Origin of the sequence: Dielma fastidiosa, assembly GCF_003475485.1 — a bacterium.
Lineage (GTDB): Bacteria > Bacillota_I > Bacilli_A > Erysipelotrichales > Erysipelotrichaceae > Dielma > Dielma fastidiosa.
Genome location: NZ_QRQL01000001.1, coordinates 147,265 through 165,469 on the forward strand (window position 1 = coordinate 147,265; position 18,205 = coordinate 165,469).

The window sequence follows — 18,205 nt, forward strand, 5'->3', positions numbered from 1 at the left end:
CTTACAGATCTCCTTCCGCTTTATTCAATTTATTAAATACATAGACCGCGCAGTATGCGATGCCGATGAAGGCTACACCCATTACGCCAAAGGCTGGAATATACGCTACCATCGCAAAACCGATAAAGAAATATCCCATATATTCTTTAGTGCTCAGATTATTCAGCAGCAGACCGAAACCTAAAGCCGGCAATAACGCACCTACGGCACTGATCCCCGCCATGATGTTGGCAGGAATGCTGTTCATGATGTTGGTAACATATTCAGCGCCAAAATATAAACCTAAGAAAGTTGGAATGAAATAAGCTAAGAAATGCAAGCCATTGCCTAGCCACATCATCATTGAGATACCTTTCCAATCACCTTTATTGGCATAAGTATCAGCAGCATGCATGAAGAATGCGCAGGCAGCCTTGGCAAAGGTTTCAAAGGTACTGGCGACTACCGCAACCGGCAGCGCTACGACCATGGCGCCCTCTAAACCAGTACCGCTCAAAATAGCCGCGGTAGTACCTAAAGCACTGGCAATCGCTACGTTTGAAGGTACTGAGCCGCCGATGGCCTGAGCACCCATGAAGACAAGTTCTAATGAAGCTCCGACAAATAAGCCGGTGCCGAAATCACCTAAAATCAAACCGATGATTGGTCCTAAAACCAAAGGTCTCTCTAACTGGCAGTCACCTAATACTCTTCGCTGTAAATAGGCTAGGCCGGTAATTAAGCTAATAATAAAAGTTGTAGTAATACTCATATTTTACCTCCGTATAATTACGTCTATCAAAGAATTATCCTTGTCTTGTCAACCCCTGCTATCCTCCTCTTTTTCATTGTCTAATCCTTTGCTTAATCAAATCATAGCATTAATTTTTTAATATGTCCATACATTTATCATAATTACGCACAATAAATGTACGAATATTTGAAAACCCTTACTTAATTACAAATAAACCTATAAATTTAAGTGTAAATAGGTTAAAATAGATATATAAGTTTATGGAGGGAATATGAATACAACAAAGAAAACATCTAAAAAGCAAATCATCGAAAATTATTTGCTGACCGAAATCGTCAATGGGCATTTCAAAATCGGCGATCAAATCCCATCGGAATTAGAATTATCAAAGAAATTTAATTTTGGCCGGCAGACCGTTCACTCTGCCCTCTCTGATCTCGCACTGATGGGCATTATCGAAAGAACCCCCGGCAAAGGCTCATTTGTATCCCGGCATCCGGTTAACCGCAATATTCAAAAGAAAAAAAGCTTTACTGAGGATATGCAAAGTATCGGCATGGTTCCGGGCAGTCAGCTTTTAGAATTTAAAATTATTAAGGCAAAAGAAGTTCCTGAGGTGGCCAAAGAGCTTAAAATTGAAGCCAGTGAGGAACTATATGCATTAGTCCGGCTCAGAACCGGCAATAATACGCCGATTGCCCTGCAATATACGTATATTCCACGTAAGTTCATTGAGCATTTTGATTTAAGCGTTTTGGATAAATCACTGGAAAGCTATATTGAATCGCTGGGTTATGATATAACTGGCTTCTTGACAAGACTTCGGGCTATGGAAGGAAATGAGGATCAGCTTAGAATTCTGCAGACTACCAATCGGGCGATCCTGAACAGTATTTCGATTCGTTATGTTGATACTACGATTCCCTTCTATTACACATCTTCCTTTTATCGTTCCGATCTTTATGAATATACATTTTCATCTTTTAATTAAGCAAAATAAAAGATTCATCATTTTATACGTGATGAATCTTTTTAATTTAAAATGGGATGAAGATACCCGCTATTGCAGCTAGGGCAATATAAATAACTGGATGCTTTTTGTATTTTACAAGCAGGATATATAAGATGGCAAAGCAAGCCAGTGCCGGCCAATTAAAAAACGCCAAAAGATCAGATCCCGCATGAAAGAGTGTAGACTGGATAACGTTCCATGCAGATGCCAGAATCAAAGCCGCAACAGCCGGCCGGATGCCGTAGAATGCGGATTGTACATACTTATTGTCTTTAAACTTATCCAAAACCTTGGCAATCGTGATGATCACTAAGAGCGCCGGCACAACGATGCCCATTGTGGCAGTGATGCCGCCGATGATACCCGCTGTATTATAACCGGCAAAGGTGGCCATATTTACACCGATTGGACCGGGTGTGCTTTCAGAGATAGCAATCATATCAATGAGCTGCACGCGGGTAAACCAATCATAACGATCCGCTAAATCATAGAGGAATGGCAGTGTTGCTAAACCGCCGCCGACAGAAAACAGACCAATCTTAAAGAATTCAAGAAATAAAGTGATAAGTGTCATTATTGTTTATCCTTTCTGCCATGCAGCAAAATACCCAGGATTGCTGAGGTGACAACAACCGGTATTGGTGAAATCGAGGTGAACATTAAAACAAGGAAGACTAAAGCGAAAATAATGAAGGTAGCAAGATCAACAACGCCCTTTTTATACAGCGTTACCGTCGCATGAACAACCAATACACCCACCGCGATCCGCACACCTGAGAAAGCCATCTGCACCATTGGATAAGCCATAATATTGCTTAAAAACATCGCGATGATTAAAATAATCACAATTGATGGAAACACCATGCCTAAGGCGGCGGCAATCGCGCCGAATTCTTTTTTGCATTTATAACCGATAAAGATAGCGGTATTAACCGCGATAATGCCAGGTGTACACTGACTGATCGCATAATAATCCATAATCTCCTCATCGCTTGCCCATCCCCTGCTTTGTACGATTTCCTTCTGCAGAATAGGCAGCATCGCATAACCGCCCCCAAAGGTTACCGCGCCGATCCGTGCAAAGATAAGAAATAAATCTAGATATTCTTTCATATGTTTTTATCCTTTCAGCTTCTTATTTACCCGTATTATACTAAAATGTACGTACAATATCAATAATATATGTAAATATTTTAGAATTATCGGTTTTTAATTAGCATAGCGGCTTTTTAATCATTTATACAAAGAAAAAGACAGCACTTTTTCAGTACTGCCTTAGAAAGCTTTAATTATTGAATCACTCGTTCAACGGTACGCACACTGTTGATTTTCCGCAGATTGGCGATCAGATTGCGCAGATGTTCCTTATCCTTGACTACAACACTCATTTTAGTAGTGGCAGTCACTTTATCATCATCTACCTTTGAATCAACGTGCAGCAGACCCGCTTTGCATTGGGATACCACCGTCACAATATCACTCAGCAGATAATTGCGGTCGGTGGAATGAACAACAAGCTTAGCTTCATATTCCTTATTGTCAATCACATCTTCCCATTCAACATCGATGAGCCTTGTTTCGTTGGCAATATTCGGACAGTCAGCACGGTGTACCTTCACACCCTGCCCCTTTGAAATATAACCGACAATGGCATCACCAGGCACTGGGTTGCAGCAGGCAGCCAGCGATACTAAGATTGAATCAATACCGGCTACCTTAACGCCTGTCTTATTTAATGGATTGCGGCGTTTAGTTTCCTGACGGTTAAACATTTTAACGAGATCATCGTTACCCATCGTCGAGGTTTTATGTGTCAGCATCCGTTCAACACACGTTGAAGCAGACAGTGACTTCGTAGCTATTGCATAATACATGTCATTCGGTGAAGCGTAGGTGAGGTTGCTTACCAAGGCTTCCAAATGTTTTTTATCCATGTAAAGTGCCGGGTCAAGATTACGCTTAACAAGCTCATCGCTCAGCATCTCGCGGCCTTTATCAACGTCCGCCTGCTTGCGGTCATTTTCCTGTTTGATGAAGAACTGACGGATCTTATTGCGGGCATGCGTAGACTTAACGATTTTCAGCCAGTCCTCGCTTGGTCCGGCAGACTGGTTGCTGGTACGGATCGATACGACATCACCGGTTTTCAAAACATAGTTCAACGGTACAATGCCGCCGTTAACACTGGCACCGATTGTTTTATGGCCGATTTCGGTATGAATACGATAAGCAAAGTCAATCGGCGTTGAGCCATTAGGCAGTGCGATAACTCTGCCCTTCGGCGACATCACATAGACATTCGCTTCAAAAATATCCTTTTGCAGAAGATTCATATATTCCATGGCATCTTCACTGACACCCTCCCCTGTCATTACAGAGAATTCCTTCAGCCATGCCAGCTGTTCTTCAATTTCCTTCTGCGGAACTTCCTTGCCGCCGTTCAGCGACTCTTTATAGCGCCAATGCGCAGCAATACCCTTTTCAGCAATAGCATCCATTTCTTCCGTTCGGATTTGAACCTCAAAGATATGGCCCTCATCAGCGACGATGGTCGTATGCAGCGACTGATACATATTCATCTTCGGCATGGCGATATAATCCTTAAACCTGCCTGGAATCGGCCGGTAGGTCGCATGAATATAACCGAGAATTTCGTAACAGCTCGTTTCATTATCGGTAATGATGCGAATCGCCAGCAGATCGAGGATTTCTTCAAACCGTTTATGCTTATTGGTCATCTTTTTATAAATACTGTAAAGATGCTTACTGCGGCCAAAGATACGGTATTGGATATGATGCTCATCAAGCAGCGCCGATATATCATTGATCATCAGCTTGACCTGTTCATCACGTTCAGCCTTGCGAACCTGAACCAAATGAGCAATCTCATAATATTTTTCCTTATTCAGATACATGAAGCTTAAATCTTCAAGCTCATTTTTGATTTCACTGATACCTAAGCGGTGCGCGATCGGTGCATATACCTCAAGCGTTTCGGCGGCAATCCGCTGCTGCTTCTCCTCTGTCATGTACTGAAGCGTACGCATATTATGCAGCCGGTCAACGAGCTTGATTAAAATAACTCTGACATCCTTCGCCATCGCGATGAAAATCTTACGATGATTGGCGGCTTGATATTCCTTTTCATCACGGAATTCAATATTACCGATCTTAGTAACACTTTCGACAAGATTTAATACATCTTCTCCAAACATCGCTTTGACTTCTTCATCACTGGTCTCACAGTCTTCAATCACGTCATGAAGCAACCCAGCCGCTATGGTCTGCGGACCGCAGCGCAGGGTGGCAAGGATGTAGCCAACCTGAATTACATGAATGACATACGGCTCCCCGCTTTTTCTAAACTGACCTTCATGCATCTTATTGGCAAATTCATAAGCTCTCGTAATTAAATCGATATTTTCCGGTTTGACCATATATTTTTTAACTTCATTCATAATATCGTCAAACGTCGCTTTTTTATTTTCCATCCCTGTCACCTCACATTTCTATTTTGAAAAAAAGGGGAAGCCCCTTTTACTCGTAACTCATTAACGATTTAACATTATAACCTTTTAATGCTTCACGACCCTTTAAACCAGTTAATTCAATCAGGAAAGCACAGCCTACAACTTCCCCGCCCATTGCTTCCACAAGCTTGATCGTCGCATCAACAGTACCGCCAGTAGCCAGAAGGTCATCAATGATCAATACCTTCTGTCCCTTTTTAATTGAATCAGCATGCATATGCAGTTCATTGCTGCCATATTCTAAATCATATTTTAAAGAAACCGTCTCTCTTGGCAGTTTTCCTGGCTTGCGTACCGGCACAAAGCCGATTTTCAATTCAGAAGATACCGGACAGCCAAAGATAAAGCCTCTGGACTCAGGTCCTACGACTACTTCTGCGCCTACCTGACGGGCAAATTCAATCAGTTCATTGCACGCATAGGCAAAAGCTTCACCATCCGCCATTAAAGGTGTAATATCTCTAAATAAAATTCCTGCCTGCGGAAAATCAGGAATGGTTGCAATATAATTTTTTAAATCCATAAAAACTGCCTCCTTCAATATTCTACATTATATCAAAACTTAAGCGGCTTTGCATCAATAAAATACAGATTCCATGACATTCATTGACACTGTGCGCCTGCCTCTGAAGCTGTTGATTGAAACATTTCCCATAAAACCAACTTCTGTACACTGACGATACTGCTCAGCGCCCGCGCCTTCATTAAATAAAATATACTCATTATTTAACTGACTGATAATCTTAAGATGCGCGTTGCCGCCCATGGTTTTCACTTCTTTAATCTGTACCTTTACTTCAAAAATCGGTGCTTCAAAGCCAGTGCCAAAAGGTCTTAAACAATTCAATGCATCAATATTTTCCAATGTCAGCATGGTTTCATCTACCTTAATTGTGTTCAAAACCGGCTTTTCATATACAAAATCATGACTGTTTTCTTCAATATAATGACATACTTCTTCATAGGCTTCTTCTTTAAAGCTGATGCCCGCCGCCATCGCATGTCCGCCATAAGCCTCCAATAAATCTAAGCAGCCGTCAAAGAAGGTGGTCAGATCAAGACCTTCAACACTGCGGATACTGCCTTTATATAATCCATCCTTATGCGCTAAAACCATAAAAGGCTTGTTTAGCTGATTTGCCAGCCGGCCGGCGACTAAACCTACAACCCCTTCATGGAATGTATCATCATGAACGATCTGAAAGAAGGCTTCACTCAGCTGGCGTTCAGAAATGCTGACCATTTCCATCGTAATCTGTTTGCGGATCTCATTCAATTCATTAATCTGAACAACCCCGCTGTCAATCAGCCGTTCATCATTGCTTAACAGATAACGCACTGTATTATTCGCCTTCGCGCGGTCAGCCAAACGGCCGGTTACGTTTAATTTAGGAGCAATTTGAAAACCGATCGTCGTTTCATCACAGCGTTCAAACTGATTGTTTTTCAATCGATTGACGGCCGGATAACAGCCCTGATTCAAATATTTTAAACCAAGCCGAATCAGTGAGCGGGTTTCACCCCAGACCGGCATGCAGTCAGCAATCGCCGCCACACAGGCAAGAATGACCGCCTCCCGGCTCTCTTTCATCAGCATTCGAGCAATCAGACAGGCGACACCAGCACCGCTGAGCGTTTGAAACTTCGAATCCATCTTAAAAGGATGCACTAAGCAGTCACAAAGAATTTCACTTTCATCATAATTGTGATGATCAGTGAGAATCAAGGTTGCATTGGCTGCCCTGATTGCCTGCATCGCCTCAACGGCCTTTACCCCGTTATCTACGGTAATAAAATACTTATAGCCCTTTGCTAACGCATTGTTCACCGTGTTGACATTCAGCCCATAGCCTTCAGTTAAGCGATCAGGTATATAATAGCCGCATTCAATGCCCGCCTTTTTCAAAGCCATTACCAGTATCGCTGTCGCACAGATGCCATCCGCATCATAATCACCGCAGACCAGAATCTTTTCTTTTTCATCTTTTACCTTTTTCAAAATCCGGCCGCATTCTAGGATACCCTTTGCTTCATATGGATTTGATAAGACAGGCTCATTAAATATTTCATTCAGTTTTTCTTCATCAAGATCATATGTATCTAATACGATCTTTACTAATTCATTGTTTATTTTCATAAATACCTCTGATTCTATTCTAACACAAAAGAAAAAACATTCATTTCTGAATGCCTGAACTTTCGAATAAATCACTGAATTCATCCAAACTCATCTGCGCTCCCAGTACGACTGCCTGATTTGACAGGAAGGCAACAACCTCATTGACATTTAATTTTAAGATGTCATCAACAGCTTCACTTAAAGTCTTAGGCGTATGAAGAGACCATATAAAGCCGAATAAAGTATCTCTGACTTGCTTGGCGGTAAGCGACTCGAGATATTCACGGCGCAGCTGATTTGTTTTAATCGCGATTGCTAAATCAATCTGTGAATTTTGCTGAAGATCAAACTTCTCCATTCAAGCCCCTCCAATCATACTTGTCTATTATATAGCATATACTCATAAATGTGGAGTGGTAATTTTGAAAAATAAAATAATTCAATCAACAATTCTTTTAATCATCTTTTCAGTGATTGCTAAGGTACTGTCCTTTTTTGTAAGAATTTATCTGGCCCGGACGCTGAGTGCGGATGCGATGAATATCTATTCCCTGGCATCACCAACGCTGGTTTTCATTATTACCATTGCTCAAATGGGAATTCCGGCCGCTTTATCAAAAGTGATCGCGCAGAGTAAATCCTCAACATCTGCTTTGCTGACCAGCATCATCCTTTCACTTGTGAATAATATTATTGTTATCACATTATTTATGCTGCTGATCCCTTTTTTAGCGCAGATCATCTTAAAGGATGCTCAAATAATTCCAGTCATGAAAGCGATGCTGCCAATGATTCCGATGGTGACGCTGTCCGGCTTGCTTAAAGGGTATCTGCAGGGCAAGCAGGAACATGTCAGCGCCTGTGCTTCCCAAATGTTTGAGGAAATCTTCCGCATTATTTATCTATTGATCAGTTTTACCAACGCGCCGGTTATGACGCCGGTAAGAATGGCCGAAATTGCAATGCTCAGCGTATTTGTCGGTGAATGCGGTTCTTCACTCTATATGTTTATCTTCTGCATGATTAAAAGGACGGCTGCTTTTCCGGTTAACGAATTGATCTTAAAGCTGAATAGGGCCAGCTTTGATGAGATACTGCGGGTATCGATTCCAATGACTTCCTCAAGATTAATCGGCTCACTGACCTTTTTTCTTGAACCGATGCTGATGGTGCTCAGTGTCAGCAATGCATCGTCAATCATTGCCACTTATGGACAGTTAAACGGCTATGTGCTGCCAATCTTAACGATGCCCTCATTCATTACTGTCACCTTGGCCAACACGTTGCTGCCCTCTTTTACGTATGAGACAAGCCATGGCAACCGCAAGCGCGGTATGAAAATCTTCAATGTTATTTTCTGGATCTGTTTGCTGATCGGTTTCAGCTGCTCGGCCATTTCCTTCTTTTTTACCGATCAATGCCTTAATCTGTTTTATCATAATACATTGGGCTCCGCCTATTTAAAATCATTGGCATGGCCATTTGCCTTCTATGCTTTGCAGCCGGTTTTATCCAGCATGCTGCACGCGTTTGGACAAAGTAAAAAGGCGATGATTGATACCCTGAGCGGGTCTGTCATTCGCCTCTTAATCATTACCTTTTTAACACCTGTATTAAATGAAGCAGCGCTGCCGCTGGCATTGACTGCCTCCATGCTGATTACTACTTTCATGCATGCAATCAGAGTTAGTTTTTACTTGTGGAAGGAGCCTTCTTCAGCATAAAATAACCATTTTTCTGATAGAGACAGATAAAGCAATCTTCGATCTTATCAATCCCATTTGCCTTACAGAGCTTTAATAACTCGGCTTCATTAACACCTAAGGTATCCATGACCTCATGATGCATAACGCCATCCTGAATCAAAGGAAAAGGATATTTCATATGATTGCAGTTGGCGGGCAGTACAGAAAGTGAACCGCTGTTTTCAAGAATCGCAAAAGCAACTTCTTCCGGGGTGCCGATATTCTTATCCCGCAATTGGGTCATTAAATCATCGATACTGTAACGCTCCTTGCGCATGGCTTTTTGATTAATTACGCCATGATCAATCAGAATTACCGGTTTGCCATCGACAAAGTCGCGGACTTTTTGAAAGCGCAATAGTATCTGCGATAAAAGAATCTGCAGAAAGGCCAAGGTAAACAAAGGCACCAGTGCTTTAAAAATGGAATCATCAGCTTCAGTGATGGATAATGCCAGTAATTCTGACATAACTAAATAGATAACGATATCAAAAACACTTAATTCGCCGACTTCACGCTTGCCCATTAAGCGCAGGGCAAAAATAATAACAAAATAAAAGAAGAAACACTTCCAGATTAAGGTGAAATATTCGCTCATAAACGTCCTCCCAGCATAAATTGATTTTTCTTTTCATATCCTACAATGAGGTGAATCATGAAACAAAAAGCAATAACTATTTCAATTTCATTTGGCATCCTGCTTGGATCTACATTTTTATTATCGCTGATTTTTGCACTCTTATTCCATTTTGGCCTTTTTTCACCAAAAAGCATGAAGCTTACATCACTGATTCTTGGTTGTTTATGCTATCTTGGTGCCGGATCAATAATCGGTATCAAAATTAACCGCAAGCCTTTCCTCTATGCATTGTCGGCAGCGGCGGTTCTGCTCATCATATTATTGCTGATCAGTGAGAAAGCGTTCTTTCCGATTCTTGGCGTAATATTAAAGTGCTGCTGTCTGTGTATCGGCTGTATTTTGGGAATGATTATCAGTAACCGATAAAGAAAAAAGATCTTTTTAGTCATCAAAACCAAAAAGATCTTTTTGATAGGAAATACCAAGATGCTCATAAGCCTTAGGTGTCGCAACACGGCCGCGCGGTGTGCGGTTAATAAAACCGATCTGCAGCAAATACGGTTCATAGACATCCTCAAGCGTCATGGCTTCTTCACCGATAGAAGCAGCGATTGCCTCAAGTCCTACCGGGCCGCCGCTGAAGCGTTCAATAATGCCTCTAAGATATTGATGATCGACATGATCTAGGCCAAGATGATCAACCTTTAACCGGTCCAAAGCCATAGCGGCAATCTTTTGATCGATGATGCCATTATTCATCACCTGTGCAAAATCACGGACACGGCGGAACAGCCGATTAGCAATACGCGGTGTACCGCGGCTGCGGCGGGCTATTTCTAATACAGCTTGTTCATCAATAGCATTGCCCATCACCCGGCTTGTTCGGCGAACGATCTGTGACAGATCCTCCAAATCATAAAATTGCAGCTGGGATACGATCCCAAAGCGGTCACGCAAAGGGGCTGTCAGATCACCGGCACGTGTTGTCGCGCCGACTAAGGTAAAAGGCGGCAGATTCAATCGAATTGTACGCACCGTTGATTCCTTGCCGACGACGATATCGATGCAGAAATCCTCCATCGCCGGATAGAGAATTTCCTCTACTGCTTTTGGCAGCCGGTGAATCTCGTCAATAAATAAAACATCACCTGGCTGAAGCGTTGACAGAATCGCCGCCAGATCACCGCCCTTTTCAATAGAAGGACCGCTGGCTGTACGAATCTGGGTTCCCATTTCATTTGCCAAAATATAAGAAAGCGTCGTCTTGCCTAACCCCGGCGGACCATAAAGCAGAACATGATCCAACGCTTCATTCCGCTGCAGCGCCGCCTGAATAAATATCGTCAGATTCTGTTTCAGATCCTTTTGGCCGATATATTCATCCAACGTTTTAGGCCGCAGTGACGCATCTTCATCAAAACTGCTTTCTTCAGCTGATACTAATCTTTCTTCCATAAGTCTCTCACTTTCTGTTTGCCAGCAGATTCAGTGATAAACGGATTGCCTCATCACTGCCTGCATATTCCATGGCTGACACCTGTTTTAATACCTTATTGATTTCACTTTGTTTATATCCCAATGCCAACAAAGCGTCATTCGCATCCTGCAGGCTGTCGCTGAGCACTTCTTTTTTACCGCCCAGTTCGCTTTCTACGACAACTAATTTATTCTTCAGATCCAATACGATCTGCTGGGCTGTTTTAGCGCCGATGCCTGGCATCGATTTAAGATAAGCCACATCATTTTGTTCAATGGCTTCAACCAATCGGGCCGCTGAGCTGACGCTGAGAATGTTAACCGCGGTTTTAGGGCCTAAACCCTTTACCTCAATCAATCTGAGAAACAGCTCATATTCCTCCCATTTAGCAAAACCAAACAACAGGATTGCATCCTCACGAACATGCTGATAAGTAAATAAGGTTACCTCACTGCCATACTGAAAGCTTTGCGGATTGGGTGTGAAAATCTGATACCCGATGCCGTTGTTATCTAAAATTACATAGTCTTTTAAGGTTCTGAATACGATTCCTTTTACAAATGCTATCATGCTATCACCTGCCTTATTATATCATGAAACTAGGTGCCTTTACAGTCTATCTTTGTCCCAATATGAAAAGGCGCATTCCACGCCTTATAGTAATTCTTTGAAGCTTTTTATCAGCCTTGCCGCATTTTCCTTCAATAAATGCTGGTCATCATGAGAACTGGCATCATAAACACCTATCGTCTGCATACCAGCGGCGGCCGCACTGCAGATGGCTGTATTCAAATCATCATAGACAATGCACATATTTGGCTCAGTGTTCATCAGCTTAGCGCATTGAGTAAAAAAAGCCGATTTATCTTTACCGATACCAAGCTCATGAGTAGTTATGATGCGTTCAAAATAATGCAGCACATGCAGTCTTTTTAAAGCGGCTGACGCAAATTGGACATCACAGGAAGTTGCCACAATCATTCGATCCTGCCGCTGATGTATGAGCTTTAAATAATCAGCCGCAAATGGCTTAAGCTGCAGTTCATGCTCATAACTGGCCTTTGCCATCGCCGCCCATTCAGCCATCATCACTTCCGGGGCTTTATCGATATGAAAGGTCTTGATAAAATAATCGGCACATTCACGGTTGGTCATGTTCTTAATCACATCCAGCTGTTCATCTGTATAAGTAATGTGATGCATCGCCAAATAACGATGATCTATATCACGCCACAAATGCATAGAATCAAGCAAGGTGCCATCCATATCAAAAATATGCAGAAAACTCATAGATCGATTTCCAATTCAACGGGACAATGATCACTGCCGACAATATCCGTATGAATTTTCGCATCCTTAACCGCATCCTTTAAGCAATCTGAAATCACAAAATAATCAATTCGCCATCCGGCATTATTCTTACGCGCGTTGAAGCGATAACTCCACCAAGAATATTCAACCTTGTCCGGATAAAGATAGCGATATGTATCAATAAATCCAGCCGCCAGCAATTCGCTGAATTTATCTCTTTCCTGATCAGAGAAACCAGCATTCTGACGATTGCTTGATGGATTCTTCAAATCGATTTCCTGATGAGCAACATTAAGATCCCCACATAAAATAACTGGTTTCTTACTTTCCAGCTGTTTTAAATAAGCGCGGAAGGCATCTTCCCAAACCATGCGGTAATCAAGACGGGCAAGCTTTTCCTTTGAGTTTGGCGTGTAACAGTCCACCAGATAGAATTTTTCATATTCACAGGTAATTACCCTGCCCTCATGATCGTGTTCTTCAATACCAATTCCATAGCTTACAGAAAGCGGCTCCTGCTTAGTGAAAACAATCGTTCCCGAATACCCTTTCTTTTCAGCACTATTCATATAAATGTGATAACCATCTGCCGCAAAGTCATGCTGGCCCTCCTGCATTTTAGATTCCTGAATGGAAAAAATATCAGCATCTAACGCTTTCATCACATCGTAAAAACCCTTCGTTACACAGGCGCGAAGCCCATTGACATTCCAACTGACTAATTTCATAACAAAACCTCCAAGTAATGATTTTATTATACTATAAAGTGCAGTGAAATAGGTACTAAATGCTCTTTGAGTTATAGGTTTATCATTAACATTTTGAGCGCTGCATAAGATTAACTGCAAACATTATTGTAAAACCTCAACGTTCCTCATAGCCTCCAAATCCAAGTCACTTGTCAGCTGTCCGTTGGCTTTATCATAAATGAATACCGCTGCGGGATAATAGACAAATTCACTGCCGTTGTCATAGCCCTTTAAATCACGCCGAATCGCTTTTACTTCGATTTTTGCCTCATCTTCATCAATGATATAACCGTTAATTGTTCCACGCATCATCTGAATTTGATGATTGATTAAATAGGCTGAATAACCGCTTAGATTAAATTGCGGCATCGCTTGTTGGTAGTTAGAAGGATATGTGTATTTCCCTTCATATAAGCCATTACTTTGGTAAACATTTACTATGGGCAAAGCAGGATCTAGTAAACCGCTTTTGGTGTTCACTGCGTCATGAGCCGCCTCCACCATAATAAGTTCACCATCTTCCTTTTGTTTTATTTTAAATGTCCAATGCGTAAATCGATCTTGATTAGCAAGCAATGCTTCCCCATACGATATTCCTTCATAATAATTGAATTCTGAACGTTTTAATGGTTTCCAATTCTGATCATAAATCAGGATGCGCGGCTGATCGTTCAGCATGATTGGTTCAGTATAGAAAGCTATGGCGTCAACAAATATAAAATCATTTTCAACGCTTTGCTGAGTGACAAGAATCTGCCAGTTTTCATAACTAAATACATTATCATGAGGTATTTCATAACAATCATATTTTTCAATATAGCCTGCTAACCTCATTTCAGCTTCAGTAAATGTCTGTGCGGTTACTTCCTTTAGATGCGCACGGAATTCATCACCCGGCATAATTCGTGTTTGATCAGACAACAGATAACCCAAATCCATCACTATCGTCTCACCATATTTTTCATAACAATTGCTGGTAATTGGTATTGTTGGATAATTAAGCATGATAAACTGATAAGCCTTGCCAATATCATGAAAAGTACCATTAAAACTTCCTGTTATAAAAACTGAAGATAAAGCTTTTCGCAGCGGATCAGTTTCATCAAAGGTAAATGTATTATCTATAATCAGATCACCGCCGATGTTTAATTGAGGATAAACTTCATCTTGATTGATTAGATAAGGCGTATTAGCTGATGCCTCGGCAAATTGATTTTCATAAGCACCCACTTCTCCTGGTCCTTTTAAACTCACGCCCAGATTAATAAAATCAAAATAATTTTCAAATGTTTTTTGAAATTCATTGGAAAAAGATATGAAATACTCAGTATTGGAAGCATCACGCATGATAAAACTTGGATAGCCTAAACCAATCGCGAGCCGGCAATTAATTTCTTCGTTATCCTGAGTAAGCAATTTTACATCGGCATGAATCTTTTTATCTTGATTATAATAATCCGGAAAGTATTGATTAAAACTTATGGGTTCAGCGATATCAAACAGTTTAAAGAAATCATTGATTTTTTCAGGATCAGCAATGGTTTCAGCTTTTTTTCGATTACCTATTGATAATTCAAAGGTGAGTTCATCATACTCATATCTTCGGATATCATTAAATAAATCCAAGGTTTGTTGGTCAAAATCATTTTTTATACAATCCTCTAACGATATCTCTGATTTTTCATCGTTCTGATTCTCAATATCACTGTCACTTGATGTTGCATTAAGCTGAATGTTTTCATCATTAGAAATATCTTTCGTATCCTGCGGATCATCAATTTTCTCATTCTGGTGCTGACAGCCGCATAGAATAAGCAGTAAACACAGCATTATTTTCCTCATGTCAATTCCCCCTTATCGACGGCAGTTATCGATATTAAAATCATGATATAAACGATAATCTTCTGTAATACCGAATTGGTCAAGATAACCAAAAGTGATGGCTGTACCATTAAAATCGGTAAGCTCTTGTGTAATTTTATCATAACGATAGCCGCCGATTGGCTCATCGTTTATCTTAGTTTTATCATATTCAGCAATATATGCCTGTTGATCGTCTTCATAAGCTTTTAATTTATATTTATCCTTTTGATAATTGCTGTGATAATATAATTGTTCATTAACCTCTCTGGCAAGCGTACCGCTTAAATTGAATTGTGGAATTGGTGTCCAATCATTATCTGAGACTTTATAGACATTGATGATTGGCTTACTGGAATCAATAACCTGCATTACATCCCGCTCATTCAATGTTTCTATGGACATAATCGAGTAGGTTCCATCAGCATGAGCTTTTAATTTAATTTCAAGCAGTAATAAATCATCTCTAAAAACATTTAGAAGCTCATCAAGCTTATTGAGGGATAAATCAATCGTTGAAGCATCAATTAAAGAGTAATCCTGCCGATAGAGAAAGCAGTCACTTTTGCCTTGAACATTGCCTTTTATCTCAGTATAAGCCACTGATGCTTTGATTGTAACAATATCCTGGCTTTCCTGCTGATCGTTGATCCTCATGATCCAGCCTGTATAATCATTAGATACTGCACCGTCAGCATAAACATAGTACACATATAGATCCTCATGCTTAATATATTGTCCGCTTACAAACCATTGGGGTGAATAATACCATGAAGTAGATTCATCAAAGCTTGATTCACGGTCAAACAATTCACGATAAGCAGCCCTGAATTGCTCGCCGCTCATGATTGTAGAGTTTGCAGGAATCGGTTCGGCTAAGTGAATGATTTTTTCCTCATCACCATCAAGATAATGAATTTCATCACTGGTAACCGTCAAATCGGGATATATTGCGTGTATGTTCGGATAGTTTTTCATGATATAAATAAACAGCTCAAAAGAGGGTTCTGGCGGGATTGGCACACTGCCTAAATTGATAATTGCATTCATTGCCTTATCAAAAGAATCTAAATCATTGTCATAGTTAAAATCTTTTTCCTGTAGATAAAAATTATTTGCTTGCCAATCATCAATTTTAAATGCCTTTCCACTGTCGTAGATATTTGGTGTATCGGCATTTGCCCAGATCCATTCACCCATTAATTCATTTGACTTCGGTTGGGTATCTACATAAACAAAATCAAAAAAAGAGTATAAGTTAAAATCTGCGCCTAAATCAATCAGATAATCTTTAGAATTATCTTTAATTCTCAGCACATGAGGTACAATGGCATAAAGGGTAAATTGAGAGGTTTCACCCATCGCATCAACTGCACTGATGATAAAGAAGGAATTGGTTGCATCCAGTTCTTGAATGGTTCTGCCGGGGCCATAATAATTCAAATCAACGATTGCCGATTCAATCAAATCAAAGAGTTCGGTTAGCTTATCGGCATTATCAAATTCAACACTGTTCATCATGCCGCTGTTAAAATAACTGAAAGCAGTTGAGACATATTCTTTATTTGCAAGCTGCTGATAAAGCTCTGCGGTCCTTTGATCCGTATCATTTTCAATCAATTCGGTCAGTGAGCTGCCATATTTCATGACCGGCTGACTTTTCTCTTTAGCGCAGCCAATCAATAATAAGGATAAACATAGGATCATTTTTAATGTTTTCATACTTCCCCCTAACGCACTTTACTATATTCAAGATATTCCTTAAACGTTTTTATGTCATATACAAACCCCTGTTGATCATGGAGCTGTTTTGTTGTTAGATCATAGATATATTCATGCTTCACTATCAGCGCCTTGTTACTTGGGGTATTATAATCATTTTCCGCATAACAGCGCAGAATCGCTTGTTGATCATTTATTTCTATTTCATAGCCAATATATTCTGATGTATTCTTGATATAATTATTCACATTGTAAGCGGCACTGCCGCTTAGATTGAACTGTGGAACAGCCTGTTTATAACTCGGGATTAAACATGAATCTTGTGCATCACGATAAACCATAATAATGGGCTGAGATGGATCATTCAGCTCTACTCTTTCAAGAACTTCATTAAAAATCTTGGCTGACAGCAAAGCATACGTATCATCCTCACGATGCAGGATATGCAATGTTACCTGTTTAAAAGCTTCCTTATTCGCAAGGACACATTCCTTCAGCGATTCTTCATTACAGTTTTGCGTATCGGCATGCGTGAGTCTTGAGCCATCCGCCTTGTAAATAATGGTATGTGTTCCCGAATCCCAATCATTTTTCTCATTTAATTCTGTTTCGCTGTAAAACAGCAGGGCCGATACTTCAATTTCATTACCGGTCTCATTCATTTCATCAATTAAAAGATTGTAGCCGGAATATCCCGGCATTACGAACCCTGCCGCAATGTGACTGTAAAAGTACATATCCGCGCCATGAATATAACCATAGGTTGTACCTAAATCTGTCAGTGACCAGCTCTGTGATTCATCAAAGGGAGCGTCACAATTAAACAATTCAAAGTAGCGATTGCGAAATACATCTCCCTTTATCAAACGGCTGTCAGCGCCAATTTCAATATCGGATTGAAAATTTTTTTCTTCGCCATTTTCTAGATAACTGATATCAGTAATCATGTTATAGGAATTATCCATAGTTATATTATATGGTGTAGTCTTAAATATGAACTTAAACGTATTTTCCTCAGGCTGATTGGTAAATTCACCGGTATAGAAAAAACTATATATGGCCAGGTCAAAATTGCTTGGTTCATCACGCCAATAAAAACCTATAAAATCACGGTAACAATCCACATCGCTGAAATAATAAGCATTATCTTCAGGCATCAGAATCGGTGAATGAATTGTTGCCCTTACTAAGTTAAAATCCGAATATCCATCGATATCAGAATTCTTTTGAATCCAGCGGCTGGCAATTTTCATGTTTAAGTCATGATTTTCAATTTTTCTTTGATTTGAATTAATTGATCCTGAACAGCCGCCAATAAACAGCGCAAGCAAAAGCAGCAGTTTCCACATGACAATCCCCCTTTTCGA

The 18,205-nt window shown here is 40.5% G+C and carries 18 protein-coding genes; 3 read left to right on the forward strand and 15 right to left on the reverse strand.

Annotation, left to right across the window (positions count from 1 at the left end; translation table 11 throughout):
• Window position 1: 1 nt before the first annotated feature.
• On the reverse strand, window positions 2–751 hold the full coding sequence (locus tag DWZ33_RS00810) for a PTS mannose/fructose/sorbose/N-acetylgalactosamine transporter subunit IIC (protein WP_022937775.1): 750 nt from the start codon (window positions 749–751) through the stop codon (window positions 2–4).
• A gap of 253 nt (window positions 752–1,004) precedes the next feature.
• Between DWZ33_RS00810 and DWZ33_RS00815 the strand changes: the two genes are divergently transcribed.
• Window positions 1,005–1,724, forward strand: a complete 720-nt coding sequence (locus DWZ33_RS00815; RefSeq protein ID WP_022937774.1) for a GntR family transcriptional regulator — start codon at window positions 1,005–1,007, stop codon at window positions 1,722–1,724.
• A 46-nt stretch (window positions 1,725–1,770) separates the two neighbouring features.
• Here DWZ33_RS00815 and DWZ33_RS00820 read toward each other — a convergent pair whose 3' ends face one another.
• The 6 genes from DWZ33_RS00820 to DWZ33_RS00845 form a co-directional block, all read right to left on the reverse strand.
• The gene (locus tag DWZ33_RS00820; protein WP_022937773.1) at window positions 1,771–2,319 is read right to left on the reverse strand and encodes a chromate transporter; all 549 of its coding nucleotides are present in this window, start codon (window positions 2,317–2,319) and stop codon (window positions 1,771–1,773) included.
• Window positions 2,319–2,858 (reverse strand): chromate transporter, encoded by a 540-nt coding sequence (locus tag DWZ33_RS00825; protein WP_118453479.1) that lies wholly within the window; start codon window positions 2,856–2,858, stop codon window positions 2,319–2,321. The genes DWZ33_RS00820 and DWZ33_RS00825 overlap by 1 nt, the downstream gene beginning before the upstream one ends.
• A 176-nt stretch (window positions 2,859–3,034) precedes the next feature.
• The gene (locus DWZ33_RS00830; RefSeq protein ID WP_118453480.1) at window positions 3,035–5,236 is read right to left on the reverse strand and encodes a RelA/SpoT family protein; all 2,202 of its coding nucleotides are present in this window, start codon (window positions 5,234–5,236) and stop codon (window positions 3,035–3,037) included.
• 46 nt (window positions 5,237–5,282) lie between these two features.
• Window positions 5,283–5,798, reverse strand: a complete 516-nt coding sequence (locus tag DWZ33_RS00835) for an adenine phosphoribosyltransferase (RefSeq protein ID WP_029473419.1) — start codon at window positions 5,796–5,798, stop codon at window positions 5,283–5,285.
• A gap of 54 nt (window positions 5,799–5,852) precedes the next feature.
• Window positions 5,853–7,412, reverse strand: a complete 1,560-nt coding sequence (locus DWZ33_RS00840) for a single-stranded-DNA-specific exonuclease RecJ (RefSeq protein WP_182425455.1) — start codon at window positions 7,410–7,412, stop codon at window positions 5,853–5,855.
• 40 nt (window positions 7,413–7,452) lie between these two features.
• Complete coding sequence (locus tag DWZ33_RS00845; RefSeq protein ID WP_022937768.1) at window positions 7,453–7,752, reverse strand: post-transcriptional regulator; 300 nt, start codon at window positions 7,750–7,752, stop codon at window positions 7,453–7,455.
• A 64-nt stretch (window positions 7,753–7,816) separates the two neighbouring features.
• On the opposite strand from DWZ33_RS00845, the gene DWZ33_RS00850 reads away from it, so the two are divergent.
• The gene (locus DWZ33_RS00850) at window positions 7,817–9,118 is read left to right on the forward strand and encodes an oligosaccharide flippase family protein (protein WP_118453482.1); all 1,302 of its coding nucleotides are present in this window, start codon (window positions 7,817–7,819) and stop codon (window positions 9,116–9,118) included.
• Here DWZ33_RS00850 and DWZ33_RS00855 read toward each other — a convergent pair.
• Window positions 9,081–9,737, reverse strand: coding sequence for a DUF421 domain-containing protein (locus DWZ33_RS00855; RefSeq protein ID WP_022937766.1), 657 nt, complete (start codon window positions 9,735–9,737; stop codon window positions 9,081–9,083). The two genes, DWZ33_RS00850 and DWZ33_RS00855, sit on opposite strands and share 38 nt — an antisense overlap.
• Window positions 9,738–9,794: 57 nt before the next feature.
• On the opposite strand from DWZ33_RS00855, the gene DWZ33_RS00860 reads away from it, so the two are divergent.
• On the forward strand, window positions 9,795–10,145 hold the full coding sequence (locus DWZ33_RS00860; RefSeq protein WP_118453483.1) for a DUF3792 family protein: 351 nt from the start codon (window positions 9,795–9,797) through the stop codon (window positions 10,143–10,145).
• Between the two features lie 15 nt (window positions 10,146–10,160).
• Here DWZ33_RS00860 and ruvB read toward each other — a convergent pair whose 3' ends face one another.
• From ruvB to DWZ33_RS00895, 7 genes are all read right to left on the reverse strand, one after another.
• Complete coding sequence (ruvB, locus tag DWZ33_RS00865) at window positions 10,161–11,174, reverse strand: Holliday junction branch migration DNA helicase RuvB (RefSeq protein ID WP_022937764.1); 1,014 nt, start codon at window positions 11,172–11,174, stop codon at window positions 10,161–10,163.
• 7 nt (window positions 11,175–11,181) lie between these two features.
• Window positions 11,182–11,766, reverse strand: a complete 585-nt coding sequence (gene ruvA / locus DWZ33_RS00870; protein WP_022937763.1) for a Holliday junction branch migration protein RuvA — start codon at window positions 11,764–11,766, stop codon at window positions 11,182–11,184.
• Window positions 11,767–11,850: 84 nt separating this feature from the next.
• The gene (locus tag DWZ33_RS00875) at window positions 11,851–12,486 is read right to left on the reverse strand and encodes an HAD family hydrolase (RefSeq protein ID WP_118453484.1); all 636 of its coding nucleotides are present in this window, start codon (window positions 12,484–12,486) and stop codon (window positions 11,851–11,853) included.
• Window positions 12,483–13,235 (reverse strand): exodeoxyribonuclease III, encoded by a 753-nt coding sequence (locus DWZ33_RS00880; RefSeq protein WP_118453485.1) that lies wholly within the window; start codon window positions 13,233–13,235, stop codon window positions 12,483–12,485. Before DWZ33_RS00880 ends, DWZ33_RS00875 begins: the two co-directional genes overlap by 4 nt.
• Window positions 13,236–13,358: 123 nt before the next feature.
• The gene (locus DWZ33_RS00885; RefSeq protein ID WP_147352862.1) at window positions 13,359–15,098 is read right to left on the reverse strand and encodes a hypothetical protein; all 1,740 of its coding nucleotides are present in this window, start codon (window positions 15,096–15,098) and stop codon (window positions 13,359–13,361) included.
• Window positions 15,099–15,110: 12 nt separating this feature from the next.
• Window positions 15,111–16,838 carry a hypothetical protein gene (locus DWZ33_RS00890; protein ID WP_118453487.1) on the reverse strand — a complete coding sequence of 576 codons (1,728 nt, stop codon included), beginning with the start codon at window positions 16,836–16,838 and terminating at the stop codon, window positions 15,111–15,113.
• Between the two features lie 8 nt (window positions 16,839–16,846).
• Entirely contained in the window at window positions 16,847–18,187 is a 1,341-nt protein-coding gene (locus DWZ33_RS00895; RefSeq protein ID WP_118453488.1) for a hypothetical protein, read from the reverse strand.
• Between the last annotated feature and the right edge of the window lie 18 nt (window positions 18,188–18,205).

Coding starts and splice junctions, on each gene's coding strand:
- DWZ33_RS00875 (WP_118453484.1), bottom strand. CDS start 12,486: ATGAGTTTTCTGCATATTTTTGATATGGATGGCACCTTGCTTGATTCT.
- DWZ33_RS00895 (WP_118453488.1), bottom strand. CDS start 18,187: ATGTGGAAACTGCTGCTTTTGCTTGCGCTGTTTATTGGCGGCTGTTCA.
- DWZ33_RS00820 (WP_022937773.1), bottom strand. CDS start 2,319: ATGACACTTATCACTTTATTTCTTGAATTCTTTAAGATTGGTCTGTTT.
- DWZ33_RS00855 (WP_022937766.1), bottom strand. CDS start 9,737: ATGAGCGAATATTTCACCTTAATCTGGAAGTGTTTCTTCTTTTATTTT.
- DWZ33_RS00860 (WP_118453483.1), top strand. CDS start 9,795: ATGAAACAAAAAGCAATAACTATTTCAATTTCATTTGGCATCCTGCTT.
- DWZ33_RS00880 (WP_118453485.1), bottom strand. CDS start 13,235: ATGAAATTAGTCAGTTGGAATGTCAATGGGCTTCGCGCCTGTGTAACG.
- DWZ33_RS00885 (WP_147352862.1), bottom strand. CDS start 15,098: ATGAGGAAAATAATGCTGTGTTTACTGCTTATTCTATGCGGCTGTCAG.
- DWZ33_RS00815 (WP_022937774.1), top strand. CDS start 1,005: ATGAATACAACAAAGAAAACATCTAAAAAGCAAATCATCGAAAATTAT.
- DWZ33_RS00835 (WP_029473419.1), bottom strand. CDS start 5,798: ATGGATTTAAAAAATTATATTGCAACCATTCCTGATTTTCCGCAGGCA.
- DWZ33_RS00830 (WP_118453480.1), bottom strand. CDS start 5,236: ATGGAAAATAAAAAAGCGACGTTTGACGATATTATGAATGAAGTTAAA.
- ruvA (WP_022937763.1), bottom strand. CDS start 11,766: ATGATAGCATTTGTAAAAGGAATCGTATTCAGAACCTTAAAAGACTAT.
- DWZ33_RS00845 (WP_022937768.1), bottom strand. CDS start 7,752: ATGGAGAAGTTTGATCTTCAGCAAAATTCACAGATTGATTTAGCAATC.
- DWZ33_RS00825 (WP_118453479.1), bottom strand. CDS start 2,858: ATGAAAGAATATCTAGATTTATTTCTTATCTTTGCACGGATCGGCGCG.
- DWZ33_RS00810 (WP_022937775.1), bottom strand. CDS start 751: ATGAGTATTACTACAACTTTTATTATTAGCTTAATTACCGGCCTAGCC.
- DWZ33_RS00840 (WP_182425455.1), bottom strand. CDS start 7,412: ATGAAAATAAACAATGAATTAGTAAAGATCGTATTAGATACATATGAT.
- ruvB (WP_022937764.1), bottom strand. CDS start 11,174: ATGGAAGAAAGATTAGTATCAGCTGAAGAAAGCAGTTTTGATGAAGAT.
- DWZ33_RS00890 (WP_118453487.1), bottom strand. CDS start 16,838: ATGAAAACATTAAAAATGATCCTATGTTTATCCTTATTATTGATTGGC.